21 protein-coding genes, 1 pseudogene and 1 riboswitch are annotated in these 24,200 nt (G+C 34.2%); of the genes and pseudogenes, 15 read left to right on the forward strand and 7 right to left on the reverse strand.

The genetic code is table 11. From position 1 onward, the window contains the following. Nucleotides 1-86 precede the first annotated feature (86 nt). From ACZ11_RS27400 to ACZ11_RS04570, 5 genes are all read left to right on the forward strand, one after another. Entirely contained in the window at nucleotides 87-197 is a 111-nt protein-coding gene (locus ACZ11_RS27400) for an HNH/endonuclease VII fold putative polymorphic toxin (protein ID WP_403089273.1), read from the forward strand. Then, nucleotides 198-590, forward strand: coding sequence for a hypothetical protein (locus ACZ11_RS04560; RefSeq protein ID WP_049664120.1), 393 nt, complete (start codon nucleotides 198-200; stop codon nucleotides 588-590). Then, nucleotides 587-820: an AHH domain-containing protein gene (locus tag ACZ11_RS27405; RefSeq protein WP_082172668.1), complete on the forward strand. Its 234-nt coding sequence runs from the start codon at nucleotides 587-589 to the stop codon at nucleotides 818-820. Before ACZ11_RS04560 ends, ACZ11_RS27405 begins: the two co-directional genes overlap by 4 nt. A 95-nt stretch (nucleotides 821-915) precedes the next feature. Then, on the forward strand, nucleotides 916-1,452 hold the full coding sequence (locus tag ACZ11_RS04565; RefSeq protein WP_049664122.1) for a hypothetical protein: 537 nt from the start codon (nucleotides 916-918) through the stop codon (nucleotides 1,450-1,452). Between the two features lie 596 nt (nucleotides 1,453-2,048). Continuing rightward, nucleotides 2,049-2,975 (forward strand): iron-hydroxamate ABC transporter substrate-binding protein, encoded by a 927-nt coding sequence (locus ACZ11_RS04570; protein WP_049664123.1) that lies wholly within the window; start codon nucleotides 2,049-2,051, stop codon nucleotides 2,973-2,975. A gap of 264 nt (nucleotides 2,976-3,239) precedes the next feature. Here ACZ11_RS04570 and ACZ11_RS04575 read toward each other — a convergent pair whose 3' ends face one another. Further along, the gene (locus ACZ11_RS04575; RefSeq protein ID WP_049664124.1) at nucleotides 3,240-4,454 is read right to left on the reverse strand and encodes a DUF418 domain-containing protein; all 1,215 of its coding nucleotides are present in this window, start codon (nucleotides 4,452-4,454) and stop codon (nucleotides 3,240-3,242) included. Nucleotides 4,455-4,889: 435 nt separating this feature from the next. Between ACZ11_RS04575 and comX the strand changes: the two genes are divergently transcribed. The 5 genes from comX (at nucleotide 4,890) to ACZ11_RS04600 (ending at nucleotide 10,439) form a co-directional block, all read left to right on the forward strand. Then, on the forward strand, nucleotides 4,890-5,051 hold the full coding sequence (gene comX, locus ACZ11_RS04580) for a competence pheromone ComX (protein WP_049664125.1): 162 nt from the start codon (nucleotides 4,890-4,892) through the stop codon (nucleotides 5,049-5,051). Between the two features lie 92 nt (nucleotides 5,052-5,143). Continuing rightward, nucleotides 5,144-7,372, forward strand: coding sequence for a sensor histidine kinase (locus ACZ11_RS04585; protein ID WP_338048280.1), 2,229 nt, complete (start codon nucleotides 5,144-5,146; stop codon nucleotides 7,370-7,372). 242 nt (nucleotides 7,373-7,614) lie between these two features. Next, entirely contained in the window at nucleotides 7,615-8,913 is a 1,299-nt protein-coding gene (locus ACZ11_RS04590; RefSeq protein WP_049664128.1) for a serine hydrolase domain-containing protein, read from the forward strand. Nucleotides 8,914-9,207: 294 nt separating this feature from the next. After that, entirely contained in the window at nucleotides 9,208-9,891 is a 684-nt protein-coding gene (locus ACZ11_RS04595) for an endonuclease V (protein ID WP_049667049.1), read from the forward strand. 77 nt (nucleotides 9,892-9,968) lie between these two features. Beyond that, on the forward strand, nucleotides 9,969-10,439 hold the full coding sequence (locus ACZ11_RS04600; RefSeq protein WP_403089276.1) for an SMI1/KNR4 family protein: 471 nt from the start codon (nucleotides 9,969-9,971) through the stop codon (nucleotides 10,437-10,439). A gap of 82 nt (nucleotides 10,440-10,521) precedes the next feature. Here the strand turns inward: ACZ11_RS04600 and ACZ11_RS04605 are convergent, their stop codons facing one another. The 3 genes from ACZ11_RS04605 to ACZ11_RS04615 are packed head-to-tail and all read right to left on the reverse strand — an operon-like array spanning nucleotide 10,522 to nucleotide 13,175. After that, the gene (locus ACZ11_RS04605) at nucleotides 10,522-11,820 is read right to left on the reverse strand and encodes an AAA family ATPase (protein WP_049664132.1); all 1,299 of its coding nucleotides are present in this window, start codon (nucleotides 11,818-11,820) and stop codon (nucleotides 10,522-10,524) included. Beyond that, nucleotides 11,813-12,706, reverse strand: a complete 894-nt coding sequence (locus ACZ11_RS04610) for a tetratricopeptide repeat protein (protein WP_049664133.1) — start codon at nucleotides 12,704-12,706, stop codon at nucleotides 11,813-11,815. Before ACZ11_RS04610 ends, ACZ11_RS04605 begins: the two co-directional genes overlap by 8 nt. Nucleotides 12,707-12,713: 7 nt before the next feature. Continuing rightward, complete coding sequence (locus ACZ11_RS04615; RefSeq protein WP_049664135.1) at nucleotides 12,714-13,175, reverse strand: hypothetical protein; 462 nt, start codon at nucleotides 13,173-13,175, stop codon at nucleotides 12,714-12,716. Nucleotides 13,176-13,545: 370 nt separating this feature from the next. On the opposite strand from ACZ11_RS04615, the gene ACZ11_RS04620 reads away from it, so the two are divergent. After that, the gene (locus ACZ11_RS04620; RefSeq protein ID WP_049664136.1) at nucleotides 13,546-16,410 is read left to right on the forward strand and encodes a hypothetical protein; all 2,865 of its coding nucleotides are present in this window, start codon (nucleotides 13,546-13,548) and stop codon (nucleotides 16,408-16,410) included. A 459-nt stretch (nucleotides 16,411-16,869) separates the two neighbouring features. Further along, a complete protein-coding gene (locus tag ACZ11_RS26170; protein ID WP_161804434.1) occupies nucleotides 16,870-17,046 on the forward strand; it encodes a hypothetical protein in 177 nt (58 codons plus the stop codon). Between the two features lie 409 nt (nucleotides 17,047-17,455). Here the strand turns inward: ACZ11_RS26170 and ACZ11_RS04640 are convergent, their stop codons facing one another. Continuing rightward, the gene (locus tag ACZ11_RS04640; protein ID WP_049664140.1) at nucleotides 17,456-17,941 is read right to left on the reverse strand and encodes an Ltp family lipoprotein; all 486 of its coding nucleotides are present in this window, start codon (nucleotides 17,939-17,941) and stop codon (nucleotides 17,456-17,458) included. A gap of 132 nt (nucleotides 17,942-18,073) precedes the next feature. Between ACZ11_RS04640 and ACZ11_RS04645 the strand changes: the two are divergent. Beyond that, nucleotides 18,074-18,961 (forward strand): annotated as a pseudogene (locus tag ACZ11_RS04645) (peptidase dimerization domain-containing protein); the annotation flags it as partial. 136 nt (nucleotides 18,962-19,097) lie between these two features. Beyond that, nucleotides 19,098-20,069 carry a glutaminase gene (locus ACZ11_RS04650; RefSeq protein ID WP_049664141.1) on the forward strand — a complete coding sequence of 324 codons (972 nt, stop codon included), beginning with the start codon at nucleotides 19,098-19,100 and terminating at the stop codon, nucleotides 20,067-20,069. A 148-nt stretch (nucleotides 20,070-20,217) separates the two neighbouring features. Here the strand turns inward: ACZ11_RS04650 and ACZ11_RS04655 are convergent, their stop codons facing one another. After that, nucleotides 20,218-21,558 (reverse strand): amino acid permease, encoded by a 1,341-nt coding sequence (locus tag ACZ11_RS04655; RefSeq protein ID WP_049664143.1) that lies wholly within the window; start codon nucleotides 21,556-21,558, stop codon nucleotides 20,218-20,220. A gap of 164 nt (nucleotides 21,559-21,722) precedes the next feature. Further along, nucleotides 21,723-21,799, reverse strand: a riboswitch (glycine riboswitch). Between the two features lie 672 nt (nucleotides 21,800-22,471). Continuing rightward, nucleotides 22,472-22,861, reverse strand: a complete 390-nt coding sequence (locus ACZ11_RS04660) for a rhodanese-like domain-containing protein (protein WP_049664144.1) — start codon at nucleotides 22,859-22,861, stop codon at nucleotides 22,472-22,474. A gap of 362 nt (nucleotides 22,862-23,223) precedes the next feature. Between ACZ11_RS04660 and ACZ11_RS04665 the strand changes: the two genes are divergently transcribed. Further along, a complete protein-coding gene (locus ACZ11_RS04665; RefSeq protein ID WP_049664146.1) occupies nucleotides 23,224-24,054 on the forward strand; it encodes a lipoate--protein ligase family protein in 831 nt (276 codons plus the stop codon). The last annotated feature ends 146 nt before the right edge of the window (nucleotides 24,055-24,200 follow it).

Here is a 24,200-nt window from a genome sequence, read left to right on the forward strand (position 1 = left end):
TGTCCCGTTTATTTACTACCCTGTTTCATCGGAATGGCTTGGTTCCTAAAACAAGGCAATAGTTCATTTATCTGAAGACATTCATACTGCCACCTGGGCATGGGCTAGAACCCCATTTTAATGTTAGACCTCCAGATAATTTGAATACAGGTTCAGTTGGTGGCACTCACGGTCATTACAATTTTGGGGGTAATTAAATGGATATACTAGAGTTAATTAATACTAATGTTTTTCTAAAGAGATTGTTTCCTAATGGATTAACAGAACCTGTTTATATAGGGCAAATTGGTTTCGATATTGAAGGGAGAATGTCCGTAAATATTCATACGAAACAAAAACCCGCAATAGAAGTTGCTAAATGGGGTAATTGGGGTGTCGACTATAATGTTATAGTAATTAAATTAAATGGATTGTGTCGAGATTCAGCTAGTCTAAAAAACTGGAAAAATGCTAGATATGGAAAATTAACTATTGTCAAAAATATAGAATCGTTTATTATTTCTCAACAGGGTTCTAATTGGAGCATTGAACTTGAATGTGATGCATTAATTTTCAATGAATGTTCTATCTATACTGATGAAGCAGAATAAAGAATAACAAAAAAAGCAGAAAATATGCGGGTGATCATTCAAATCAAGCTGCTCAGAGGGCAAGAGAAGTACTGAAAAGAGTAGATATTGATGTCAATAGTGCACATAATGGAATTTATTTAAAACATATGGATCCAAATAGTTTACAACCAGGTGCTTATCATAAAGTGATTCATACCAAAGAATATTTTGAAAATGTTGCTCAAAGGTTAGAAGCGCTGAAATGTTAGGCGGATAAGATTTAGTAGAGGTGAACTAGAATTAATACGAAATGATTTATTATTTAATAGAAAAATATAGTAATGAAATAAGGTGGGAGATTTGTATGGATATATTTAAAATAGGAAATGATTTTGACTATTTTGATTTGACTTTTCTTGATGAAAAAGAAGTGAGACTTTTTTCAACTTTTAAAGGTCAGAAAATTACTTTAGAATGGAAAAAAGATATTTTTGCTATATCAAAGGATAAATTACAAAAAAATGAGCTTTTAGATTTTGATTCACGTTGTTTTGGCTCTACTTTAATTTTGAAAAAGAAATTTGAAAATCAATTAAAGAAATTACTTCCAAATGAGATTGAAATGTTTCCAGTAAGGATAAAAGATATTCCGGAGGATTTCATATATATAAATGTGCTTAAAGTCATTCCTGCTATTGATTTTGATGGTTTAGATACTCAACAATCTCTTAGTATGATAAGAAACAAGGAAATTAAGTTTAAGTTAAACGAAATATCAAATGAAATCCTGTTTAGAGATGTTAAAATCAATTTTTATTACTGTACTCAAAAGTTTATTGACTTTATTGAAAATAATCAAATTAAAGGATTATCTTTTGAGAAAGTTGGGAATGCAACCTGAGTATATAGGTATAGATTGAGACTTAATATGACGAACTTACCAATTTTTGTCTTATTGGATATGAATATATATATATGCTTTTTGTAAGGTGCAAAGGCACTGAATACTTTAAAGTCGCTAGATAGCTGGATGACTTTTATTTTGATAAAAGCTAATTACAAAAATAAACTGTACCCTATTAGATAGTCACTTTGAAAAAAGTCTATCCTATAGGGTACTTTTGTTTATAGACTCAGGGCACTTACTTGGGGCAATAAGTTGATTTTTTGTTTGTTGTCACATGATGCTAATAATGATAGCTTCTGATTACGTTAGATGTTAGGGACGATATAAAATATTAGTGAAACATCTTAAAAAAGTATTTGACAAAACCTTTTCGAATAACTAGACTAACTTTAGTGATAATGATTATCATTATCGTTATCTGATGATTATCTTGGAAAGTGAGGTCACGTTTTTTACAAGCTAAATTGATTGGAACGGAAAATATACTTTATTCGCAATCGATTTTCATATTGATGCATTATAGGCAAGAATTCACGTACCAATAAACCAATATGCATTACATAGAACATTATTAAAAGGGGATTTTGACAATGAAAAAATGGTTATTACCGATGTTGATGGTGCTCATACTAGTGCTTGCAGCGTGTGGCAATAAGGAAGACAATTCGAAGAAAGATAATGAGGGTACAAAAGAAGCTTCTTCAGCGGAAACGATTACCTATCAATCAGAAACTGGCCCGATCGAAGTACCAGCTCATCCAAAGCGTGTAGTAGTATTATCCTCTTATGCTGGTGATTTGTTGCAGCTCGGCGTTAATGTTGTGGGTGTTGATGCATGGGAGGCAAATAATCCAAACTTCGATGATGGCCTTAAAAATGCGAAAGTAGTTGAAAATACGGATATTGAAAAAATTATTGAACTTGATCCAGATTTAATTATTGGGTTAAATAATATTGAAAATGGAGACAAATTAGCTGAAATCGCACCAACTGTATTGTTTACATACGGTAAAGTAGATTATTTACAACAATTTATCGAAATTGGAAAAGCTGTCAATAAAGAAAAAGAAGCAACAAAATGGGTAGAGGATTTTAAAGTACGTGCTTCAGAAGTAGGGAAGAAAATTAAAGAAAAAATTGGTGAGGATGCCACAGTTACTGTTGCAGAAAGTTTTGATAAACAATTGTATGTTTTCGGAGATAACTGGGCCCGTGGAACAGAAATTTTATATCAAGAAATGGGCTTAAAAATGCCAGAAAAAGTGAAGGAAGTGGCCTTAGAGCCAGGCTATTATGCAATTTCACAAGAAGTATTAGGCGAATATGCAGGTGACTATATCATTTTAAGTGTACCAGAAGACCAAGATTCTTCATTTACAAATACAGCATGGTTTAAAGATATAAAAGCTGTAAAAGATGGTCATTTATATGAAGTGAATGCGAACACATTTTACTTTAATGATGCAAAAACTTTAGAATATCAGTTAGATTTCTTTGAAAAGAAATTCTTACACTAGCCAATACAGCAAAGGTAATATCTTCTTCATAAATGTATGTTGTATTCTTAATAAGTAGTGAACAGAAAAAGAGCAAGTATGGTGCTGCACCCCAAAAGTTAGAGTTAAAAATCTAACTTTAAGGGTCACTACCTATATACTTGCTCTTTTTTTATTATATTAGAAGCAATATGTTAAATCTGGAATCGTTCGTGTTTACTAGAGAATTTGTAAATAGATAGTCTACAAATCAAGTGAATTTCCGTTATGTTAAATAACCAAATATTATTTTTGGATACCTAAATATGTGAATGACCTCCAAACATATTCTAATGGTCCGAAGCGGAATTTGGATATCCATAGCTTACTAATAATGATTTGGAAGACAAAAATGACAATGGCGATGATGATGGCTGTCGTTAAGTGAAGTTTTCCATATACGCCGAAAGCAAATGGTCCAAATAAAAATGTACAAATGATAGAATGGCCGATATAGTTTGTGAATGCCATTCTGCCAGGGAACGCTAACCACTGTAAAACTTTCTTCCCTTTCACCGTGTGATAAATAAAGATCAAGCTAATAGCATAAAAGATTGTGAGGAGTGGTGAGCTAATATATTGAACAGCTAAAAAATTTTCTGAAAGTAAAGGTAAGATCCAGCACAATGTTCCACCAAAAATAAATGTTAGCAACCACGTAATGAAAAAGCCTTTTCTATATTCCTCAAAACGGTGAATCCATTTTTTCTTTGCCACAGCTGCTCCGAATAAGAACATTAATAAGTACGGAAGATTTGTAAATAAATAAAATATAGGGTTGCCTAGAGAAAGGACATATAACCCAGTTCGCATTGTATAAAAAGTTCTTTCCATAAAATTAGCATTCATTAATTCTTGAATACTTCCATTTTGATGGGTATCTATCGTAAATTGCATGAGCTGACGACTTTCCTCAGACATTGTCATTGACATCATCGTAGAATCGGAGGATAGAGCTCCTAATGTTAAAAATCCAAAATATAAGCTATATAAAGTTACGCTAATGATTAACATAGCATTAGCTTTTAACTTATGCATGAAAAGGAGTAATAATCCTAAGATTGCATAGTCTGTTAAAATATCACCGAACCAAATGAAATAAGCATGGATACAACCAAAAATAAATAACGCAATCAGTCTTCTAGAATAAATTCCCCAAAAGTTTAGTTGCTTTGCGGCGGCTCTTTCCTGCATAATGACCATTCCAAAACCGAACAGCATAGAAAACAGCATAACAAATTTCCCATCGACAAACATTGAAAGAATAGTATGAACTGTATAATCTGCTTGATTCCAAAAAGAAGTCCATTCATTTTTAAAACTTAGATCTTCCTGCATATAGGCCGGATAAAGGAACCAAACAATATTTGCTAATATGATTCCAAATAATGCGAACCCCCTCAATACATCGAGTGTTTCAATCCGCTCCTTGGCAGATATAGGTGAAAGCTTTTGCTTCATATAATCATCCTTTTTCATTGTTATTTTGTTCTTTCAACAAATGCTACTGTTGAAAAAACTTTGTTAATGAAACTTTAAATAATAATTATCAGGATTTTATAAGGAAAATTAAGAAGTTTAAATTCGATAAAATATATTTCTGAATATTTTCTTAATCCATTTATGTAGAACATATTAACGGTAGAAGTTAACAATAGCGATTTGATGAAGTATTGCGAAAATTGGTGCATTTTGTGAAAAACACTACATAATCTATTGTTTTTTTAGCATTTAATAGAAAATATTGTTGATTAAAAGATGAATGATAGTATAATGGAGTTGTAGTTACATATATGGTTATTAATTCCTTGGTAAATAATTGGTAAATTAAGGTTGGACTTAATATAAGTATTCCAGAATGTGTAGCTAAAAAAACTAATGAAATGAGGCGATTTTATGATTAACGTAATTCAATATTTAGAGCAAAATCCGTCGTTGATAACTTTGTTAAAAGAAAAAAAAGCTTCTCTAGTTGGTGTTACAGAACTTGAACTAAATGCGATTATCACATCCTTTGATGAAGAGGTACGTTTAGAAAGTAGTGGCTTTTGGTTCTAAAAACTTTAAAAAATAACTGGCTTTGGCTTGCTATAAGTACTTATCTCATATTGGGATGCTATTTACTTTATGTTACTTATAGCACGCCTTTTTTGGGAATTAAGTTAAAAGAAGAGAATGGACAATGGTTAGTAATTGAACCATATTCTAAGGGATGGGCAAATTCGCAAGGAATATCAACAGGGGATATTATAGTAGAAGTTGATGGCGAAGATATTAATGAAAATATAAAATATGATCCTATTATTAGGGTCGCTAAAGAGTTAACGTTGTTGAAGCAAGGTAATCAGTTACTTCATATACAAATAGACGTAATGGACAATCCTGAACAACTTTTTTATATATTGATTCTACCGGCATGTTTTTATTTATTAAGTCTAGTTATTTCTATCTTCTTATATTATAAGCAAGAAAATTCGAGTTTGATAAATTTACTTATTTTGTTTATTCTTACAGTTTCTTTGGCTTATGTTAGTATTGGTGCATCTGGAATGTTAGATAGTGTTGGAACTGTCGTGAATCGAATTAGCATGATTCTTTGTCTTGTTCTATTGATTCACTTTTTAAGAAATTATTTTTTATTTTTACATTTAAAATGGCTATTAATTTACAACATTAAAATAATATATGTAGTACCAATAATGATAGCTGTTCTTAGCTTCTTTAGTATCGTCTATCCGTCTTTGAACCCTTTATTTTCTAATATTACTCTGTGGTTATTTTTTATTTTATTAGTAATAATTTTTGGTGTTTTAGGGATAGGCTATTTAAAATATAAAACCCCTCAATTGAAAGTGGTTTTGTTAAGTATTATAATCCCATTTTTACCTTTTCTGTTTTTGTTTGCTTTGCCGGAAATCATTTTCCAAATGCACATACTCACTGGTGAAGTATGCTCTTTCTTCTTAATGCTTATACCATACAGCTTTATCTGTACACAACTCACTGAACGTATATTTGATATGGAATACTTTATTACCCGTTTGCGCCATTATTTTAATTTTTCATTTGTTTTTACAATCTGGCTGTTAATGGGTCTTTATTGGCTTACTGATTTATCTTTTTCAAGAATGACGGAAATCTTCTTTTTTACTTTCTTTTCTTTAATAGCACTTTTTTATATAAAAGAGAAAATAGATTATCATAAGCGAAAAATTTTGTTTTCAACAAAAGGGGATTATATCCATCGATTGTATACGACCGTTGAAAGTATTGGAAGGGTCGTGAAGATTGAGGACTTACTTGAGAAGTTTGTTCAAGAAATTGCTACACACCTTGAGATCAAACATGTAAACGTATTAACCTATGATTTACAAACACATCAAATGACTTCCACAAGCCCATCGAAAGAATATACTCAAAATCAAATTAACGAAATATTACTTGAGAACCTCAGTCTGGGGGATATAAAGAAAACGGAGCATTTTTATATAGCTTTTATCCACCAAGATGTAAATTATAAAAGAATATTAATCGTAGACCATAATAAATCTATTTACCTAAAGGAAGAGGAGTTATTGTGGCTTGAATTATTACTTTTATATTTAAACAATTTTATAGAAAATACGAAAATGGTGGAAGATCTATTAGAACAGTTAAAGCATATGAAAGAGGCTGATAAAAGTCAGCTACCATGGCTCAATAAGCTTCTTTGGCTACGATTTGAACAAGAAAAATATCAATTAGCTCAAGAGCTTCATGATACGGTTTTACAAGAGCAGCTACATATTGCTCGAGAAATGGATGTATTTATTCATACGAAGAGGACAACGGATATTCATATGAACCTTACTAAGATTCATGATCATATGATTGCATCATTGAAAGATTTAAGAGGCTACTGTGAAAATTTGAAGCCGCCATTATTAGATACACTAGGCTTAAATGCAGCGCTTGAGAAGTTTATTCAAAAAGTTCATAAGCGTGCTGATTTTGTTTTAATTTATACAATTGATCGTCTTTATTTAGAGGATGAGCGATTAAACTTGATAATATATCGGCTTTTTCAAGAGTTAATGAACAATGCCTTAAAGCATTCACATGCCAATACTGTCGAAATTCATCTATTGGAAACAGAAGATGGTTTTGAAATCAATTATTCTGATGATGGTGTAGGATGTAAAATGGATGACATTATTGTTTCTGATTCAATGGGAATCAGGGGGATGCAAGAGAGGGTACAAGCCTTTAATGGCCAGTTTTCTATCAATACCAATGTAGGAGAAGGAATGTCGATACGAATTAAGGTTGTTGAAGGGAATCATACTCATTTCTATGATTACGATACGTATCATAGAAGGCCAACTCATAGTAGAGGATAATAGATGAATAGAAGTAAAGATATGAACCATTTATAAACCTCCTAATCTTTTGTATTGTGCAGAATTCACAGTATGAGGATGAATTGGGAGGTTTTGCTTTGGAGTTTATTTGTATAGGGGAGGGGAATATCTTCAACATAACGATGAAACTGATTAAAAAGGATAGTCTTTTTAATTCCAAGCGGTTTAGGCGACTCATCAGGTAAGGAAAACCTAATATAAAGATAGAAGGAGAAACTCACATGCTTTTGGAGGAACGGTTAAATAATTGGGTAGATTCTTATAATCGAAACGGTTATTTGAATGGTACTATATTAATTGCATCGAATGAGAATATTCTTTTAAACAGGGGATTTGGTATGGCGAATTGTGAGCATAACGTTCCAAATGTGCCAACAACTAAATTTCGTATAGGGTCATTAACGAAAGCATTTACAGCGTTGGCTATTTTTCAATTGCATGAAAAGCAAAAATTGAATATTGACGATTATGTAGGAAAATATCTACATGATTATCCGAATGGTCAACAAATAACAATCTATCATTGCTTAACTAATAGTTCCGGAATACCTAATTATACAAATGCCCCTGATTTTTGGTTTCGCACAATGAGGCTGCCATCCACATTAGATCAGCTAATTGATTCCTTTAAGGGAAGGGAATTAGAGTTTGAACCTGGTAGTGAATTTGGCTATTCAAATTCAGCGTATGCGTTGTTAACGGCCATTATTGAAAAAGTTTCAGACATGTCATATGCAGATTACATCAAGCAGTTTATATGCCATCCGTTAGGTATGTATCATACAGGCTGTGACGATGGAATAAAGGTGATTCCGGGTTTAGCATCTGGTTATTCATTTTGGGAAGAACCCATTCATTCAGCATATGCGGATATGTCATTTCCATTGGGTTCCTACGGGTTATATTCTACAACAGAAGACCTTTTTATTTGGGATCAGGCATTAAAATTCTCCAACATACTTTCTAAGGAATTAACAGAGAAAATGTTGACTCCAAATCTTGGGTCCTACGCATGTGGCTGGATGGTCTCTGAAGTAATGGGGAAAAAATGTATGCATCATTTTGGAGATATTAGCGGTTTTTCAAGTGATTTTCTTAGATTTGTTGACGATCAAGTTACGATTATCTTTTTAAGTAATATGAATGTTACACCTGTCATGCATTTAAGTAGAGAGATTGCAAAAACCGTTTTTGATAAAAATGTATCTTCACCGGCACCTGCAGTTCCGATAGCATTCACAAATAAGGAATCTATCGTGGGGCAATATGTAATAGAAAATGAAGAGAAAGTACTTACCATTACTACTAAAAATAAAGACCTTTATCTAACGGTTCCTAAGATGTATGGAGCTTTATATAAATTTAAGCTTATACCATTTAGTCATGACGCAAAGAAAACCGCTTTTTTAACCGAGATGATTTATGAACAATTGATATTTTATTATACATTAGCAGGGGAAATAGAGCGTGTGCAGTACGTCGATTGTTATGATAAAACTTATATGCTTTATAAGCAATAGATGGAGCATCAATATTATATTTTGAAACTTAGAAAGAGGCAACTCATTAGTTGAGATGCCTCTTTGATTTTATTCATTAAATGCGCTTAGCGTGAATACGAAGATACTTTTCACCATCATATGACTTCGATGTGTATCATAGAAGGCCAACTTACTTCGTACCTCCTAATCATTCACAGCACGTGTATAGATTGGATTTTTTTCTTTGTATCGTGATATTTACCTTAACAAATATGGTTATTTATGTATCGTGATAGTATATTTGTATAGAGAGGAGATGATATCTTCGTGGAAATGGAAGAAATGATCTTGAATTATACATCGCAACAAAATGAATTAAGGAAGCATATTTCACTACAAAACAATTTTTCAGCTGATCAAATTAAACTCGTTGCAGGAGTAGATATTGCCTATTGGGGTGAAAATAATAAAGAATATGGAGCTTGTTGCATTCAAGTTATTGATTTTAACTCCAAAAAAATAGTTGAACAAATTGAGTACATAAATGAAATTACAATTCCATATATTTCAGGGTTTTTAGCCTTTCGTGAATTGCCTCTTGTATTAGAGGCTGTTAAAAAGTTGAGAACGAATCCAGACCTTTATATGTTTGATGGAAATGGGTATTTGCATAGTCGTCATATGGGCATTGCTACACATGCCTCATTCTTCTTGGAAAAACCTACAATTGGTGTTGCCAAAACTTATTATAAAATAGAGAACACAGATTTTATAATGCCGGAAAATATAGCTGGAGCGTTTACTGATATTGTGGTTGATGGGGTAGTGTATGGTCGTGCTCTAAGAAGTAGAAAGGATGTTAAACCGATATTTGTTTCGTGTGGTAACGAGATTGATTTAGATACGGCAACTAATATAACGATGCATTTTATTGAAAAAGATAGCCGTTTACCGATCCCCACAAGATATGCGGATTTAGCAACTCATCAGGCAAGAAAATTAGAACGAGAATATTAAAATGAGAGGGATAAAAAGTGAAAAGTGAAGTTGAAATTCTATGGAATCGTATCATTGAAAAAAATTCGAAGTTAGAAATGAATGGTAAAGAATTATTAAACCTTCAACCAGGTGCAACAGTTGAAGAATTTCAACTAATCGAAACTACATTAGGAATTACTCTTCCTGAAGAGATGAAAAGGTTTTATCGTATATTTAATGGACAAGTTTGGTCACAAGGAGTACAGCCCTTTGTTAGAAATTTAACCCTTTCTCCTATATCTGAAATTATTGATAATTGGGAGTTTCTACAGGAGGAGTTTGATCCAGATGATTTGCTTCCAGATATAGAGTATGGTGTTGAGGTTAAACCAACGCTTTGGAATGAAAAATGGATTCCGATTGCTGAAAATGGTGGAGGCGATTATCTTTGTCTTGATACAGATCCAACAGAAGAAGGAGTAGTCGGTCAGGTGTTGTATTTTTGGCATGATTGGGGAGATCGAACAATTGATGCAAAGGGTCTTTTTGAATTTATAGAAATTTGTTTAAATGAAGAAAATATTTAGAAATTAGGAGATAAACGACGATGATTCAGATGTCAAAGAGGCATCCCAACTATCACTGGAGATTCCTCTTTGATGTCATTCTTTAAATGCGTTTAGCATGGGTACGTAGATATTTTTCAACATCATTGTATAACCCTGATTGGTTTGCGTATTTCACGTAGTTTTTTGCAGTACGTAACCATTCTAATGTAGAGGGGCGCAACCCTTCTAAAACGTGTAATAAATCATCAGTCATGATTGGACGTTCATCACCAGTTGTTAAAATTTCCGCAAGTACATTTTCAGTAGCTAATTCAATTATATTTTCAATGTCTGCACCTGAGAAAAGTTCGGTTTGGGCAGCAAGTGTTGCTACATCTATTTCTTCAGCATATCTTCCCTCTAGCTTCAATTTAAAAATTTGCTCTCTCGCTTTTATATCCGGTGGAGCGACAAAAATAAGACGATCAAACCGTCCAGGACGCTTTAAGGCTGTATCAATATCCCATGGGGTATTCGTAGCTGCCATGACAAGCACTTCATCTGTACTTGTATCAATTCCTTCCATCTCGGTAAGAAATGTATTAATCAGGCTTCTAGTACTCTCTGAAGAATTTGAGCGACTATAACCAAGGGTATCTACTTCATCAAAGAACATAATACTTGGTCTTTGAAAGCGTGCTTTATCAAAAAAGCTTTTTAAATTTTGTTCACTTTCCCCCGTATAGGAGCCCAAAATATCTGTAATATGTACAGGGTAGAAATTAGCCTTGCATTCGCCAGCAGTTGCTTTAGCAATATAGGTTTTCCCACAACCAGGGGGACCATAGAGGAGAACGCCACCGCCTACTTTTTTTCGGAACTTTGCAAATAGACCTTTGTTATAAAATGGGCTAATAATACGTAAATTAATTGTCTTTTTTAAGTCATCAAGGCCAGCGACATCCGCAAAAGTGATTTGCTCCTTACCTTTTTTTACGGCTTTTTTAGGCCCTTCACTATCAATAACTTTTAACTTAGGTTCAAAAGCCACTAGTTCGTTGTCTTGTTCTGACTCAGTATCTTCTGTTTTGACATTCACTCCTGATAACACTTCAGCTGAAGAGGCAACGGCTTCTTCAGTCTCGTTCATTCCATCTAAATCAGGACTTTCCCGCTCATTAACTGGGGATTGGAAATCCATTGAATTCGTTTGCTGAATTTGTACACTCGCTTTTGTTAATTCATGAATGATTTCCATACGTAATGTATCATCTGTACAAAGAGATATTCCTGTTGAATACGATTGTACAGCTTCTAGCCAACGACCGTTTTCAGCAAGTTCTTTTCCAAGCCAGTAGTGTGCTTGTGGGTCAGTTGGACTTTGTTCCACCATTTGCTGTAACCATTTTACTTTATCCATATCGATACCCCTTTATTTTTCTTAATCTCTTTACCAATGGAACTGAAATCCATGTATAAAGTGTAAGTACTACATAACATTGTAGAAATAACATTGCTAAACTATCAAAGCCTAATGCTAGTAACAAAAAGGTTAGCCCAATTCCTACAAGCCAGATGATAGCGGGACCTCCTAAACGCTCTATAAAACGATTAGGCGCTAGTAGTGGGTGGGTTGTAATCTCCATTTCTTTTAATATAGATAGCAATGTTTGATCCTCAGGATTTAAAAGAAAAGCTTGTCTGTAATATTCTTTCGCTTCTTTTTTATTATTTCGGAGTGTGGCATTTTTTCCAAGGGTCAACAATTTGGACGATTCTCTATCTGTTGAATTCATATATTGTTCTAATGCAAGGATTTGTTGCTCTTTATTTCTATTCATACCTTCTAAAATTAAGTTTCTACGTAACACATAAGAATTTTCTGGATCTAATTCTAATGCTTTATTTATTAATAATTTTGCTTTTTCACGATGTCCTGTTTGTTTCATTAAAACAGCGTAGCCAGCATGTGTTCCTGCATCATTTGGATTAATGCGAAGAGCTTCAAGAAAGGCTTCTTCCGCTTCTTGCCATCGCCTGGTTTCCATGTAAAGATGGCCAAGTAAATCAAAGATGATTGCCTCATCATAGCCTAATCTCATTGCTTCTTGAAACTGTTCTTCAGCCTTGTCAAACTCGTCTATTGCATAATTACTGTAACCTAACATATACCAAAGCCAGCTATTTTCAATATTGTTATGTAATTCCTCGTTAATAAGTTCTATAACTTGGGGGTATTTTCCTATACCAAAATAATGCTCGATAACTTCAAAGGATGATTCTTCATATTCTTCGTAATCACTCATTAAATATTTATCTCCATTCTAAAAGTGCTAGTAAGAATATCGTAACCAAAGCATCGAGTAAGCTAGAGTCGATGAATGCGATAAAGCCTGACTTCCGCAATGATTCAGGTTCACCATCTACAGCTAAATGTGCTTTGTAGGGCTTATTTAGAAATACAAAGAAGATGAAAAAGCAAGCAATCCCGAAAAGTCGGTCAACAAATATGATCGACTTTTTATCTATGGCTATTATTTGTTGCCCAATTGCGTAAACTACTGCAAGCTTCGCAATAATAAGTACAAAACTAATAATTATTAACAACTGTATGTGTTTTTTCTCGATTTTTAGCCATCTAGCATTTTGTATACCTAATGAGGTAATGGCTAAAATGCCACCAAACATAGCAACAAAAAATAGATGACTAATTTCGTAACTTCTTGTCCTGTCTACATCATTGCTTGTTAAACTAGGTTCATAGAGGTTTTCCATAATCCATCAAGCTCCCTGTTTGCTTATCCTAATAATAGTTGTATTATACATATTTTTATTAAAACTGGAAACATCTTCTTTATGTGAGGTGTAAAGAGAATATCATTCAAGTCATTTATTTGAATCAATTTCATTCGATGACGTCTATTGTTTACTCGTTTAGGAGCTCATTAACTCAAGTAAATGGCATTTGCTGTAACAATACGTAGGAGAAAATAATTAGTATGAATTTTAATATAAAATCAAAAGATTATTATTTCTCATATTGGAATGGGAGGATATTCACTTTTTAAATTAATCTATAAAATAAAGAGAATTATTAAAAATGTAACCGATATAATTCAATAGATGATAGAGGAGGTATGAAAATTTGAATAAAAAATTACTTTTCACAGCAGCAGCCATTCCAGTAGCTCTTATTGTGCCAACAGTTGCAGGGGCGGCGGGAGCCGATACAGTTTCCGTCACAGGACAAAATATAGTAAATGAAACTTTAAAAGCGTCTATCGAAAACTTACCAGCAAATTCGATTGTCAAGGGTTACCAGTGGTACTATGTAGATGGTTCCAGCGATTCAACGAAAAAACCAATCTCTGGTGCAACATCAGCTACATTTATAATACCAGTAGAAGCGGCAGGCAAAGCAGTTTTCGTGGAAGCTACTACAACAAAAGATGAAAAATATAAGAGTGAACCCCGTTCGATTAAAGAACTAAAACTTGCAATAACTCCACCTAGAATTGATAGTAGTTCAAACTATGCAGTACCTGGTGAATTGGTACAAGTAGCGGGTGCAATTGTAACCGATGTTGAAGGTGCAAAGTTACAAAATAGTCAAATTACATATAGCTATCAATGGTTTTATAAAGTTGGTGAATCCTTCACAATAATTGAAGGGGCTACAAAAGACACATACACTATTCCTAAAGATGCTTTGGAAAAAGGCATGAAAGATATCATTGTTAAAGTAAAGGCAAAGGTAGGAGCTTCTTTAGTAGAATCAGATGTTTCTGCTGTGATATCAGTATCTAATGAACCTTCTGATTCAATGATTGATGAAATTAAAACTTTACTAATAACTGACAACAAATATAATGTAACAAGTCTAGAATCTTTTAAGGCAAAAGTAACGGAATTAGAAAGTAAATATCAGGCACTATCAACTGCAGCAAAAGCAAATGTGACAAATTATGATGTATTAAAGAGAGCAGCTGCAGATGTAGATTTAATTAGCAAGTTAAATGAGAAAGTAGATAAGGTTAATGAAGTTAATGAAAAGGATCTGTCAAAATATTTAAAAGACATTGAAGAGGCTTATGATAAGTTTGATTTATTACAACGAAGCCTAGATCTAAATGATGCTTTATACAATAGTATTAAAACCATATTGAAAGATCCGACAGATATCGATGAATTTAAAGAAGTTAGAAGAATAAATCAGGCAATTGTAGAATTATTAACATATGAAAATTCTTTTGTGAAGTATGTACCTACTAGCAAAGAATCTTTACAAGCTGCAGTTGAAACAATTGAAAAGGATATAGCAAAATTATCTCAAAATTACCGAGCAACTGTTCAAAATCAAACAATTTTAAGTGATGCTAAGTCGGATATTAAAAAGGTTGAACAATATATTAAACTTTTCGATAAGCTGTCACAAAATGATTCACCTAGCAAACAGGTGACTACAGCAAAATCAATACGTACGTCTTATGAAAAGTTAACTTATAAACAACTTCAACTTGTACCAGCAAAATATATGAATACATTACTTCAAGCGGAAAACGCAGAAAACAGTCAAATTGACAGATTAAATATCGAGATTGACAATTATGTAGGCGATGCTGATGACAGTTACCCAATTGATCCGTCAGTAACTACTTGGCAAAGTCATGTTAGTAATGTAAACCGTATTATTAATGAATATAAGGGCTTAACGAAAAATTCAGCGGCTAAAATTGTCGGATATGATAGCATGGTAACTTTACAAAAGGATTTTAAAGCAGCTGAAAAAATTATTAAGGACATGGACGCCTATAAAAAGCTATCAGTAACGCCAGGGGTAGCTGAGAGTAAGTTGAAAACTAACTACACTAATGTATTGAAAGCTTATAATAAGTTAACTAGTTTACAACAATCACTTGTTTATAATGCAAACGATTTTTTATTGAATCCACCGACTATTACAGTTGATTTAAATGGTAAGGAACCTGCTGATAAAGCTGCTGCATTGGCTTTAAAGGCTGAAGTTGATAAGCTTGCTGATGTAACGAAATATACATTTGTACAATTTGAATCTGCTGTTAATGCAGCAACAACAAAATATAAAAACCTATCTTCCGCTGGACGAAAGTATGTAACAAACTATTATTTATTAACAGCTGCTAGTAAAGATCTTTCTGGTGTGAAGTCATTCCATAAAAAAGTGCAAACCGCACGAGAAGAAACTGATGTTACGAAGCAAGCAAAAAAAATTCAAACAGTACAAACTGCTTATGCAAAGCTACCTGCAAACCAACAGCATTTAGCAAAGCAGCAATATGAAGATTTGCTCAATAATCGTTTAGAAGATGGGAATACACCAGATATCACTAAATTAAATAATGAAATTGCAACTATTGTCTCAAATGATACGTATACAGTTTCAATGGAAAGAATTAAAGAGCTTTCAACTCAATATAATAAGCTGAGCTCTAGCGATAAAAAACGTGTTTCGAATGCTGCCATCTTAACAACTGCAGTTTCCGATGTAAAAAAAGTAGAATCATTTATAAAGACATATGAAAAATCATTTAATAGTAACCCATCAACTGTCATCAAAGCTTTTGATAAGCTTACATCAAAACAAATGAGTTTAGTAAGTCCACAAATACGACAATCTATTATAGATAAAGATCAAGGCCAACAACAGTCAAATGAAATTGCTTTGAAATTGGTAGAATCAATTAATTCACTACTTGTAAATGGTGAATATATTGATGATTTGGAGACGAAAGTAAAAGAAATTCGTACAGCATATGATGGTCTTAGTGCTTCTGAAAAGAGCGTCGTGAAAAATTATTCTAAGCTAACTCAGGCCGAGAGTGACTTGAAAAAAGTAGCCGAGGTTCATGCTCTTTACGTACCAGCTAAGGACGATAACGCAGCTGCTCGTAAAGCTTGGCAAACTGCATATGGTAAACTCTCGAAGAAATTAGAAATTTTATATAAGAAAATGTATGAAAACGATTTATAAAAAATAGTTTAAACCCAAACCCCGGATAATGAAATTTATTCGGGGTTTAATAATGTTAAAAAATATTGTGTTAATGACAATAAGGTGTCTTATTAAATGACTCTTTTATAAAATGAGAGGTTGATTTCCGTTCCGACTGGGCGCTTTTATCGCTGCCGCTTCGCTTTCGCGCAGTATACAGGACCACAGGGATCTATCGGTTTAACAGGAGTCAAAGGCGATAAGGGAAATCCTTTCGTGTATATTGATTTAACATCCTCTCAATTAGCTTTACTTAAAGGTGAAAAGGAGATACCAGTCCTCTAGGTTTAACCGGACCTAAGGGAGCAACTGGTGATAGAGGTCCACAAGGAATACAAGGTGTGCAAGGTCCAGCGGGAAACGGACAATCATATGTTGTTTTCCAAAGAAAATTTACAACAACTGAAGGTCAAACAGTCTTTACATGGAATGCTGCTTTTGTTTATCCAGTTGGCATTAAATGCTGTAGCTGTTTATATCAGCGGTAACAAGCAACCAAATGATGCCTTCATCGAGACTAATGGTTACACAGTCACCTTAAAGCAGCCATCAAACCAAGGTGAATTCGTATTGATTGAAGCAATGCAAGCTGTTGTAGATTTGCAAGGACCATAAGGGATTAAAGGTGACATTGGACCAATTGGATTAACAGGGTCCAAAGGTGCTACAGGCGCACAAGGAATCCAAGGTGTTAAAGGTGAAACAGGTGCTAAAGGAGATACAGGAGCAACTGGTCCACAGGGAGTTAAGGGAGGTACAGGGGCAACCGGACTACAAGGATCGAAAGGTGGGTAAATGTAGATGAACATTTTAGCGATGTGATCGTAAAAACAGCGGGTGAAGATGAGGTATTACGTTTTGCCAAACAGACGCTTAAAACAAAGGTTGAGGGATTACTTTTAAATCAAATTAACAAATGAAAGGTGCTTATTAATAGGTGCCTATTTTTTATGCAATTAAAAAAGCCACTCATTTGAGTGACCTTTGGCGTGCCTTCCACAATAATTAGTGTGGAGGGTATTACTTATTTTAAATTATCAATCGCGTATTGAGCTTCTTCTGGAGTAAATTTCTCTCCGTATTCTGAAATTAATTGGTCATAAATAGCCGAATCTGACATGTTCATAGTTTCTGAGTATGATTGAGCTTTTTTTAATGCATTTTCTTTCCAATCAAAAACAATGTTATCGATAGCGTATTGAGCTGCTTCTACAGGGAAATTCTCTCCGTGTTCAGAAGTCAACTGGTCAAAAATACCTGCCTTTGACATTTTCATAGTTTTTGCGTAGGACTCCGCTTTCTTTAACGCTGATTTATATTCTCTAGGAACACTTGCCTCTTTTGATTCTTCTGCATTTTCTTGAGGTTTAGCTGATGTTTCAATCTTTTTATCAGTGCTATCACTTTTATTCTTAGTTGAATCATCACCGCCTCCAAGTGCAGCGATGATTACCCCTAGAATGATTAAGGCTATTATTCCTCCACATCCAAATTTGAAAAATTTCTTCATAGTATCTCTCCCTCAATATGTAATATTTAGTTCGTATAAAACTATACCAAATTTACTATAATGTGTCAGTATAATTTGGAGAAAAAAACAGACAACTTTAATTAGTTATCTGTTAAACAGTACCTGCTCAAAGTTATGACTTGTAGCTCTCTAGCAAACTATGCGGCAACTTTTAAGTTTACGGGGAAAAGTGCACATGCAGCAGCAGCACCACATCTAGGAAGAAGTGCATTAGATACAGTTGAACTCATGAATGTTGGGGTAAACTATTTACGTGAGCATATCATTCCAGAAGCGCGCGTGCATTATGCGGTTACAAATACAGGAGGAACATCTCCAAATGTTGTTCAACCATATGCAGAGGTGACATACTTAGTTAGAGCGCCTAAAAAGCATCAAGTACAAGAGATTTATCAACGTGTTAAAAATATTGCTAAAGGCGCAACGTTAATGACTGAAACATCGTTAGAAATTGCCTTCGAGGGAGCTGCTTCAAATCTTATTCCAAATAAAACACTTTATGATGCGATGCAAAAACAAATACTTGATTTAGGAATGCCAACTTATACAATAGAAGACGAGCAGCATGCCCAAGCGATTTTTAATACATTTTCTCCTGAAATTCAGGCAACATCGTTAATTGGTCTAAAAAAAGATGATGTCACGCAGCTACAAGGTAAAGTTATTGCTAACCACATTCCAAGTGTCCTACCTGAGTTTATATTGGGTGGATCAACGGACGTTGGCGATGTAAGCTGGAATGTCCCAACTGTTCAATGTACAACGGTATGTATGGCACTTGGTACACCACTTCATACTTGGCAAGTTGTATCACAGGGGGTTATGCCAATAGCGCATAAAGGGATGCTACAGGCAGCAAAAATTATGGCTTGTACTGCTGTTGATTTAATTGACAATCCAGCACTTATTGAAGAAGCTAAAAAAGAATGGAAGGAACGTCTGGATGGAGAGACTTATGTTTCGTTAATTCCAGAAGGTACTTTGCCTCCAAAACAGTAAAAAGTTATTCCATATAGAGTCTTCATAGGGTAAACTATGGAGGCTCTGTTTTTGCCTATTATTAAGTTTTTTTAGTAAAGTGTACTTATTGAGTAGTTATGGTGTAAAATGCCATTTTTTGAAAGGAGATCACAAAATGCCAACAGATCATATCAATCATAATAACAATCACCTTGCGGCAGAATGGGTGAAACAGTTTCGTCCTTATGCTAAAGAGGGAAAATGTGCAAGTTATATTCCCGCTTTAGCGGAAAAAGATCCAAATCAATTAGCGATTTCGATTATCGGTACTAATAATGAGGAAATGAAAGCTGGAGAGACAACTGAACTTTTTACTCTGCAAAGTGTTTCAAAAGTCGTTACATTTATTTTAGCGTGTATGGAACGGGGATTATCTTATGTTTTAGAACGAGTAGATGTAGAACCTACAGGTGACACCTTCAATTCAATCATTCGACTAGAAAGCCATCAGCCTGGAAAACCTTTTAATCCAATGATTAATGCAGGAGCAATTACAGTATCTTCTATGCTTGACGGAAATTCTCCGCAAGAAAAGGTTTCAAAAATCCTTCAATTTTTAGAACAAATCGTTGGTAAGGAATTAAAAGTTAATGAAGAGGTTTATCAATCTGAGTGGCAAACTGCTAATCGAAACCGTTCTTTAGCTTATTATTTAATGGATTCTGGCTTTTTAGACTGTCCTGTAGAAGAGGCATTGGAGGTTTATTTGAAACAATGTGCTATTGAAGTAAATGTTTCGGATTTAGCAATGATTGGTTTAGTAATTGCCAATGACGGCTATCATCCTCATTCAAATGTACAGCTATTTCCTAAGCAAGTAGCGAAATTAGCGAAAGCATTGATGGTTACTTGCGGTATGTATAATGCTTCTGGTAAATTTGCAGCATTTATAGGGTTACCTGCTAAAAGTGGTGTCTCTGGAGCGATTTTAGCGGCTGTGCCAAGTCACGCAGGCTTAGATTCACCTTTTCCTACTGGCTGTGGCATTGGGATTTATGGGCCAGCAATCGATGACATCGGGAACAGTGTAGCCGGAGTGAATTTACTAAAGCATATCGCTACCGAGTGGAATATGAATATTTTTTAATCAATCAAAGAGAGATGACTTCAGTAAAATATACGAAGTCATCTTTTTGTTTATTTTGCTGTGGTTTCGCTTTCGGGCAAAAAATAAAGCCCTGAATAGGATCACTTTCTGCAAAGTGTCACTATCCAGGACAATTCATTTCACCGTATTAGTTCTTTCTTTTCATTTTATAAATAATCATTAGTATGATAAACCAAATTGGTGTTAACAGTAATGCGGTACGTGTTGCCTCTGAAATGAACATCACTATTAATAGGAATGCAAAGAAGGCGAGTACTAAATAGTTCACAAACGGAGTAAAAGGTGCCTTGAAAGTCGATGCTTCATGAAGTGCACGATTTTTACGTTTATAAATGATATGAGAGATTAAAATAATACTCCACACCCAAATAAAGCAAATAGCACTAATCGTCGTTACAACACTAAAGGCATTTTCAGGCATTAATTTACTTAGTAAAGCACCGGCGGAAACTACAATTGCAGACACAACGAGTGCGTTACTTGGCACACTGTTCTTATTAAGCTTTGCAAACTTTGGCGAAGCTTGCTTGTTGTTTCCAAGATTAAAAAGCATCCGGCTTGTAGAAAATAAACCACTATTACCAGCCGAAGCGGCAGATGTTAGTACGACAAAATTAATAATACCTGCAGCAATGGGAATACCAGCTAGCGTAAATACTTGTACAAATGGGCTACTTGAGGCAGACATTTCATACCAAGGATTAATGCATAAAATAACAAATAATGCCCCTACGTAGAATAATAAAATGCGTAATGGAATTTTGTTAATGGCAGAAGGGATATTTTTTTTAGGATTGGCCGTTTCTGCAGCAGATACCCCTACTAATTCGACACCAACAAAAGCGAAAACAACCATTTGGAATGCCATTAGGAATCCGTATAGGCCGTTCGGGAATAACCCACCATGTGCCCAAAGATTTTCAACTGTTACTGTGCCAGAGCTCGTTTGAAAGCCTGTAAATAACATGATTAGGCCAATAACAATCAGCGCCACAATTGTGATGACTTTTATAAGTGCAAACCAAAATTCTAGTTCGCCAAATAGTTTTACAGTTAGTAAATTTAAAATTAATAACAGTACTAGACAGCCAATTGCAGGCACCCATTGAGGTATATCAAACCAATAATGTGTATAAACGCCGACAGCAATAATATCTGCCATAGCGGTCATGACCCAGCAGAACCAGTATGTCCAGCCAGTGATGTAACCTGCCCATGGTCCTATGTATTCAGATGCAAAATCAGTAAATGATGTATAGCCAGCATTTGATAATAATAGTTCACCTAATGCCCGCATAACAAAAAATAAGGCGGTTCCGACAATGAGATAGGCAAAGATGATGGATGGTCCCGCTAAAGCAATGGCTTTACCTGATCCTAAAAATAAGCCAGTACCTATTGTTCCGCCAATTGCAATGAGCTGCACATGGCGATTTTTTAACTCTCGTTTTAATTGTTGTTGTTCCACGTTGATCCCCCTCAAAGATACGTAAAAACTATGACTGGAAAATAAAAAAGAGACTAGTAGTGACACTAGTCTCGTAAACGACAGAATAACAAATACCAATTACGGATGTTGTATGTAAAAAAAAGAAAACATTCGTATGGTATAGCTTTCATGTTGAAAGTTGATATTACTCCTCTGTCCTTTTGCCTGAGATAGTGAACCCTTCGGCGACGCAAAATGCGCTCTCTCCAGAACTGCTCCTGCTATAGTGTTATCCATAGCATTCATAGCTTGTATTGTATGTCTTGATGACATTATTTTAAGATATTATAAATCCTAACAGTGCCTGCTTAATTATTCAAGAGTAAATTTCAGTTATTTTCAGAAAAAAAGAAGATTGGAGTTCGTCTAGGTAAATTTTTAACGAAAAATAGTATTTTTAGACATATGTTAATTTAAGGATAATATATAATTCGCGGTTTAAAGTGGTGTATCTCTGAAAATTATGAATGGCATTTTTAAAAATGTATGATCTTTTGTATAAGTTGGTGATGGGAATGTAATAAGTATATTATCTCACGTTGCTTTTCCTTTTTCTGTAGAACTAACTTGTCAGACGTTATACAATATATATAATATAGTAGAAACTCAGAATTTTTTGCAAAAAGAAACCATCTCATAGTTATTTGAGATGGTTTCTTTTTGTATCAATTTTGCCTCGGCATAATTGCGTCCGGAATCGGCTTTGTGCTTGCACAAAGAACTCCTTTCCGATTTCCGTGACATCTGCCAGAGGCTTTAACTTCTTTCAACAGATTTTTGATACATCTGCTGAAAGAAGTTAGAACAAAGTGAAATTGGTAAATATAAATAAATTTACTTAGTTTTCATGAGTAGATTTATTTATATTAGTCACTTATGTCTTATCGATTTTTTAATTTTGTTTTTTGGACTTTATTTTACCTGTCCAAGTACGGAAGCCGCCTTGAAGTTGGTAAATTTGGTTGTAGCCACGTTTTTTAAGAAACATAGCAGCACGTGAGCTACGGCCTGTATTTTGACAGTATAAATATACTGGTAAATCTGGGCGAATTTCTTTGTAACGTTGACGTAGAGTTGTTGAAGGAACATTGCGCGCGCCAAGAATGTGACCAGCATCAAATTCTTTTTGTTCACGTACGTCGATAAGCTGAGCTTTACGATAGCCTTCAATAAATTGTTCTTGTGTTAGGTTTGTTACGGCTTTTTTTAGTCGAAGGGCATTGATAGCGATATATGCAATTACGACTACTAAAATTACACCGATTGTGATAAGTATGTTCAAAATTTCTTACCCCTTTCTATCTTCTTTATTATTATAAAAGATGCGCTAGCGATAGTCCAATGAGTTTGATAAAATTAATTAGATTGTGGCTAGAATTAATCTATCTTTATAAATACGGATTATATTAGTGAACTGTCACAGAACCATTCCACTATTTTCTTGGATTAGGGTGGGGGATACTTTTATAAAGAATAGAACTAAACGCAGAGTGTTAAAATGAGGCTGAGAGAATCCTTTGGGCTCATCGGACGCCACCAAGAAAGCGCACAGCCAAAATGGAAATCTACCTCACGTAATTGTGATGAGACTTATTTTTGCACACATTCGCAAAGTTTAATTTAATATTTTTAGGAGATGAAAATATGACAACTTGGTATTTTTTAAATTCAGGGAAATGTAGCCCTTCTTTTAATATGGCTTTAGATGAAGCATTACTTGATTGGCATAGTGAAGGTTTAATCCCACCAGTCATTCGTTTTTATGAATGGGAGCCAGCAACTCTTTCGATTGGGTATTTTCAGCAAGCGAAAAGAGATATTAATCTAGAAGCGGTAAGAGAACAAGGACTAGGCTTTGTTCGTCGTCCAACAGGTGGTAGAGCTGTTTTACATGAACATGAGTTGACGTATAGCATCATTGTTTCAGAAAGCTATCCAGATATGCCTGAATCAGTGACAGAGGCATATAGAGTGTTAAGTGAAGGTATATTGCAAGGTTTTCATAATCTAGGTATGGATGCTTATTTTAGTGTACCTGATACAGAAGAACAAAGAGCAGACTTAAAGAAACCAAAAAGCGCAGTTTGCTTTGATGCACCAAGCTGGTATGAGCTTGTTGTAGAAGGTAAAAAAGTAGCAGGTAGTGCACAAACTCGTCAAAAAGGTGTTATTTTACAGCACGGAGCTATTTTACTTGATTTAGATCAAGAAAAATTATTGTCTGTCTTCAATTTTTCAAGTGAAGAGGCGAAGGACCGTATGCGTAGAAAGATGCCAGAGAAAGCGGTTGCTATCAATAACCTTGTTAAAGAACCAGTGACTATTGAACAATGTGTGACAGCTTTTAGAGATGGTTTTGCAAAATCGTTGCAAATTGATTTAAAACCATTTACACTTTCTGAGGAGCAATTAGAATATGTACATGCACTAGAAGAAAAAAAATATGCATGTGATGATTGGAACTTCAAAAAATAAAAAATGGTATAAGAAAAATATTTTTTTAGCGTTCAACCCTTGTAGTAACAAGCAGTTAGCATTCCGTTCGAAATTGCAAGAGTTGAATTAAAAAACTATATATAGTATCTTTTTTTAAGAAACATACACAATATGTAGTGTTTAAC

Source organism: Lysinibacillus xylanilyticus (assembly GCF_001183605.1).
Classification (GTDB): domain Bacteria; phylum Bacillota; class Bacilli; order Bacillales_A; family Planococcaceae; genus Lysinibacillus; species Lysinibacillus xylanilyticus.

Excerpts from the sequence above, each read along its gene's own strand:
- ACZ11_RS04600 (WP_403089276.1), top strand. The coding sequence starts at position 9,969 with ATGAATGGTAAAGAATTATTAAACCTTCAACCAGGTGCAACAGTTGAA.
- ACZ11_RS04610 (WP_049664133.1), bottom strand. The coding sequence starts at position 12,706 with ATGAGTGATTACGAAGAATATGAAGAATCATCCTTTGAAGTTATCGAG.
- ACZ11_RS04570 (WP_049664123.1), top strand. The coding sequence starts at position 2,049 with ATGAAAAAATGGTTATTACCGATGTTGATGGTGCTCATACTAGTGCTT.
- ACZ11_RS04595 (WP_049667049.1), top strand. The coding sequence starts at position 9,208 with ATGGAAGAAATGATCTTGAATTATACATCGCAACAAAATGAATTAAGG.
- ACZ11_RS04650 (WP_049664141.1), top strand. The coding sequence starts at position 19,098 with ATGCCAACAGATCATATCAATCATAATAACAATCACCTTGCGGCAGAA.
- ACZ11_RS04640 (WP_049664140.1), bottom strand. The coding sequence starts at position 17,941 with ATGAAGAAATTTTTCAAATTTGGATGTGGAGGAATAATAGCCTTAATC.
- ACZ11_RS04615 (WP_049664135.1), bottom strand. The coding sequence starts at position 13,175 with ATGGAAAACCTCTATGAACCTAGTTTAACAAGCAATGATGTAGACAGG.
- ACZ11_RS04665 (WP_049664146.1), top strand. The coding sequence starts at position 23,224 with ATGACAACTTGGTATTTTTTAAATTCAGGGAAATGTAGCCCTTCTTTT.
- ACZ11_RS04605 (WP_049664132.1), bottom strand. The coding sequence starts at position 11,820 with ATGGATAAAGTAAAATGGTTACAGCAAATGGTGGAACAAAGTCCAACT.
- ACZ11_RS04590 (WP_049664128.1), top strand. The coding sequence starts at position 7,615 with ATGCTTTTGGAGGAACGGTTAAATAATTGGGTAGATTCTTATAATCGA.
- comX (WP_049664125.1), top strand. The coding sequence starts at position 4,890 with ATGATTAACGTAATTCAATATTTAGAGCAAAATCCGTCGTTGATAACT.
- ACZ11_RS04575 (WP_049664124.1), bottom strand. The coding sequence starts at position 4,454 with ATGAAGCAAAAGCTTTCACCTATATCTGCCAAGGAGCGGATTGAAACA.
- ACZ11_RS04565 (WP_049664122.1), top strand. The coding sequence starts at position 916 with ATGGATATATTTAAAATAGGAAATGATTTTGACTATTTTGATTTGACT.
- ACZ11_RS04560 (WP_049664120.1), top strand. The coding sequence starts at position 198 with ATGGATATACTAGAGTTAATTAATACTAATGTTTTTCTAAAGAGATTG.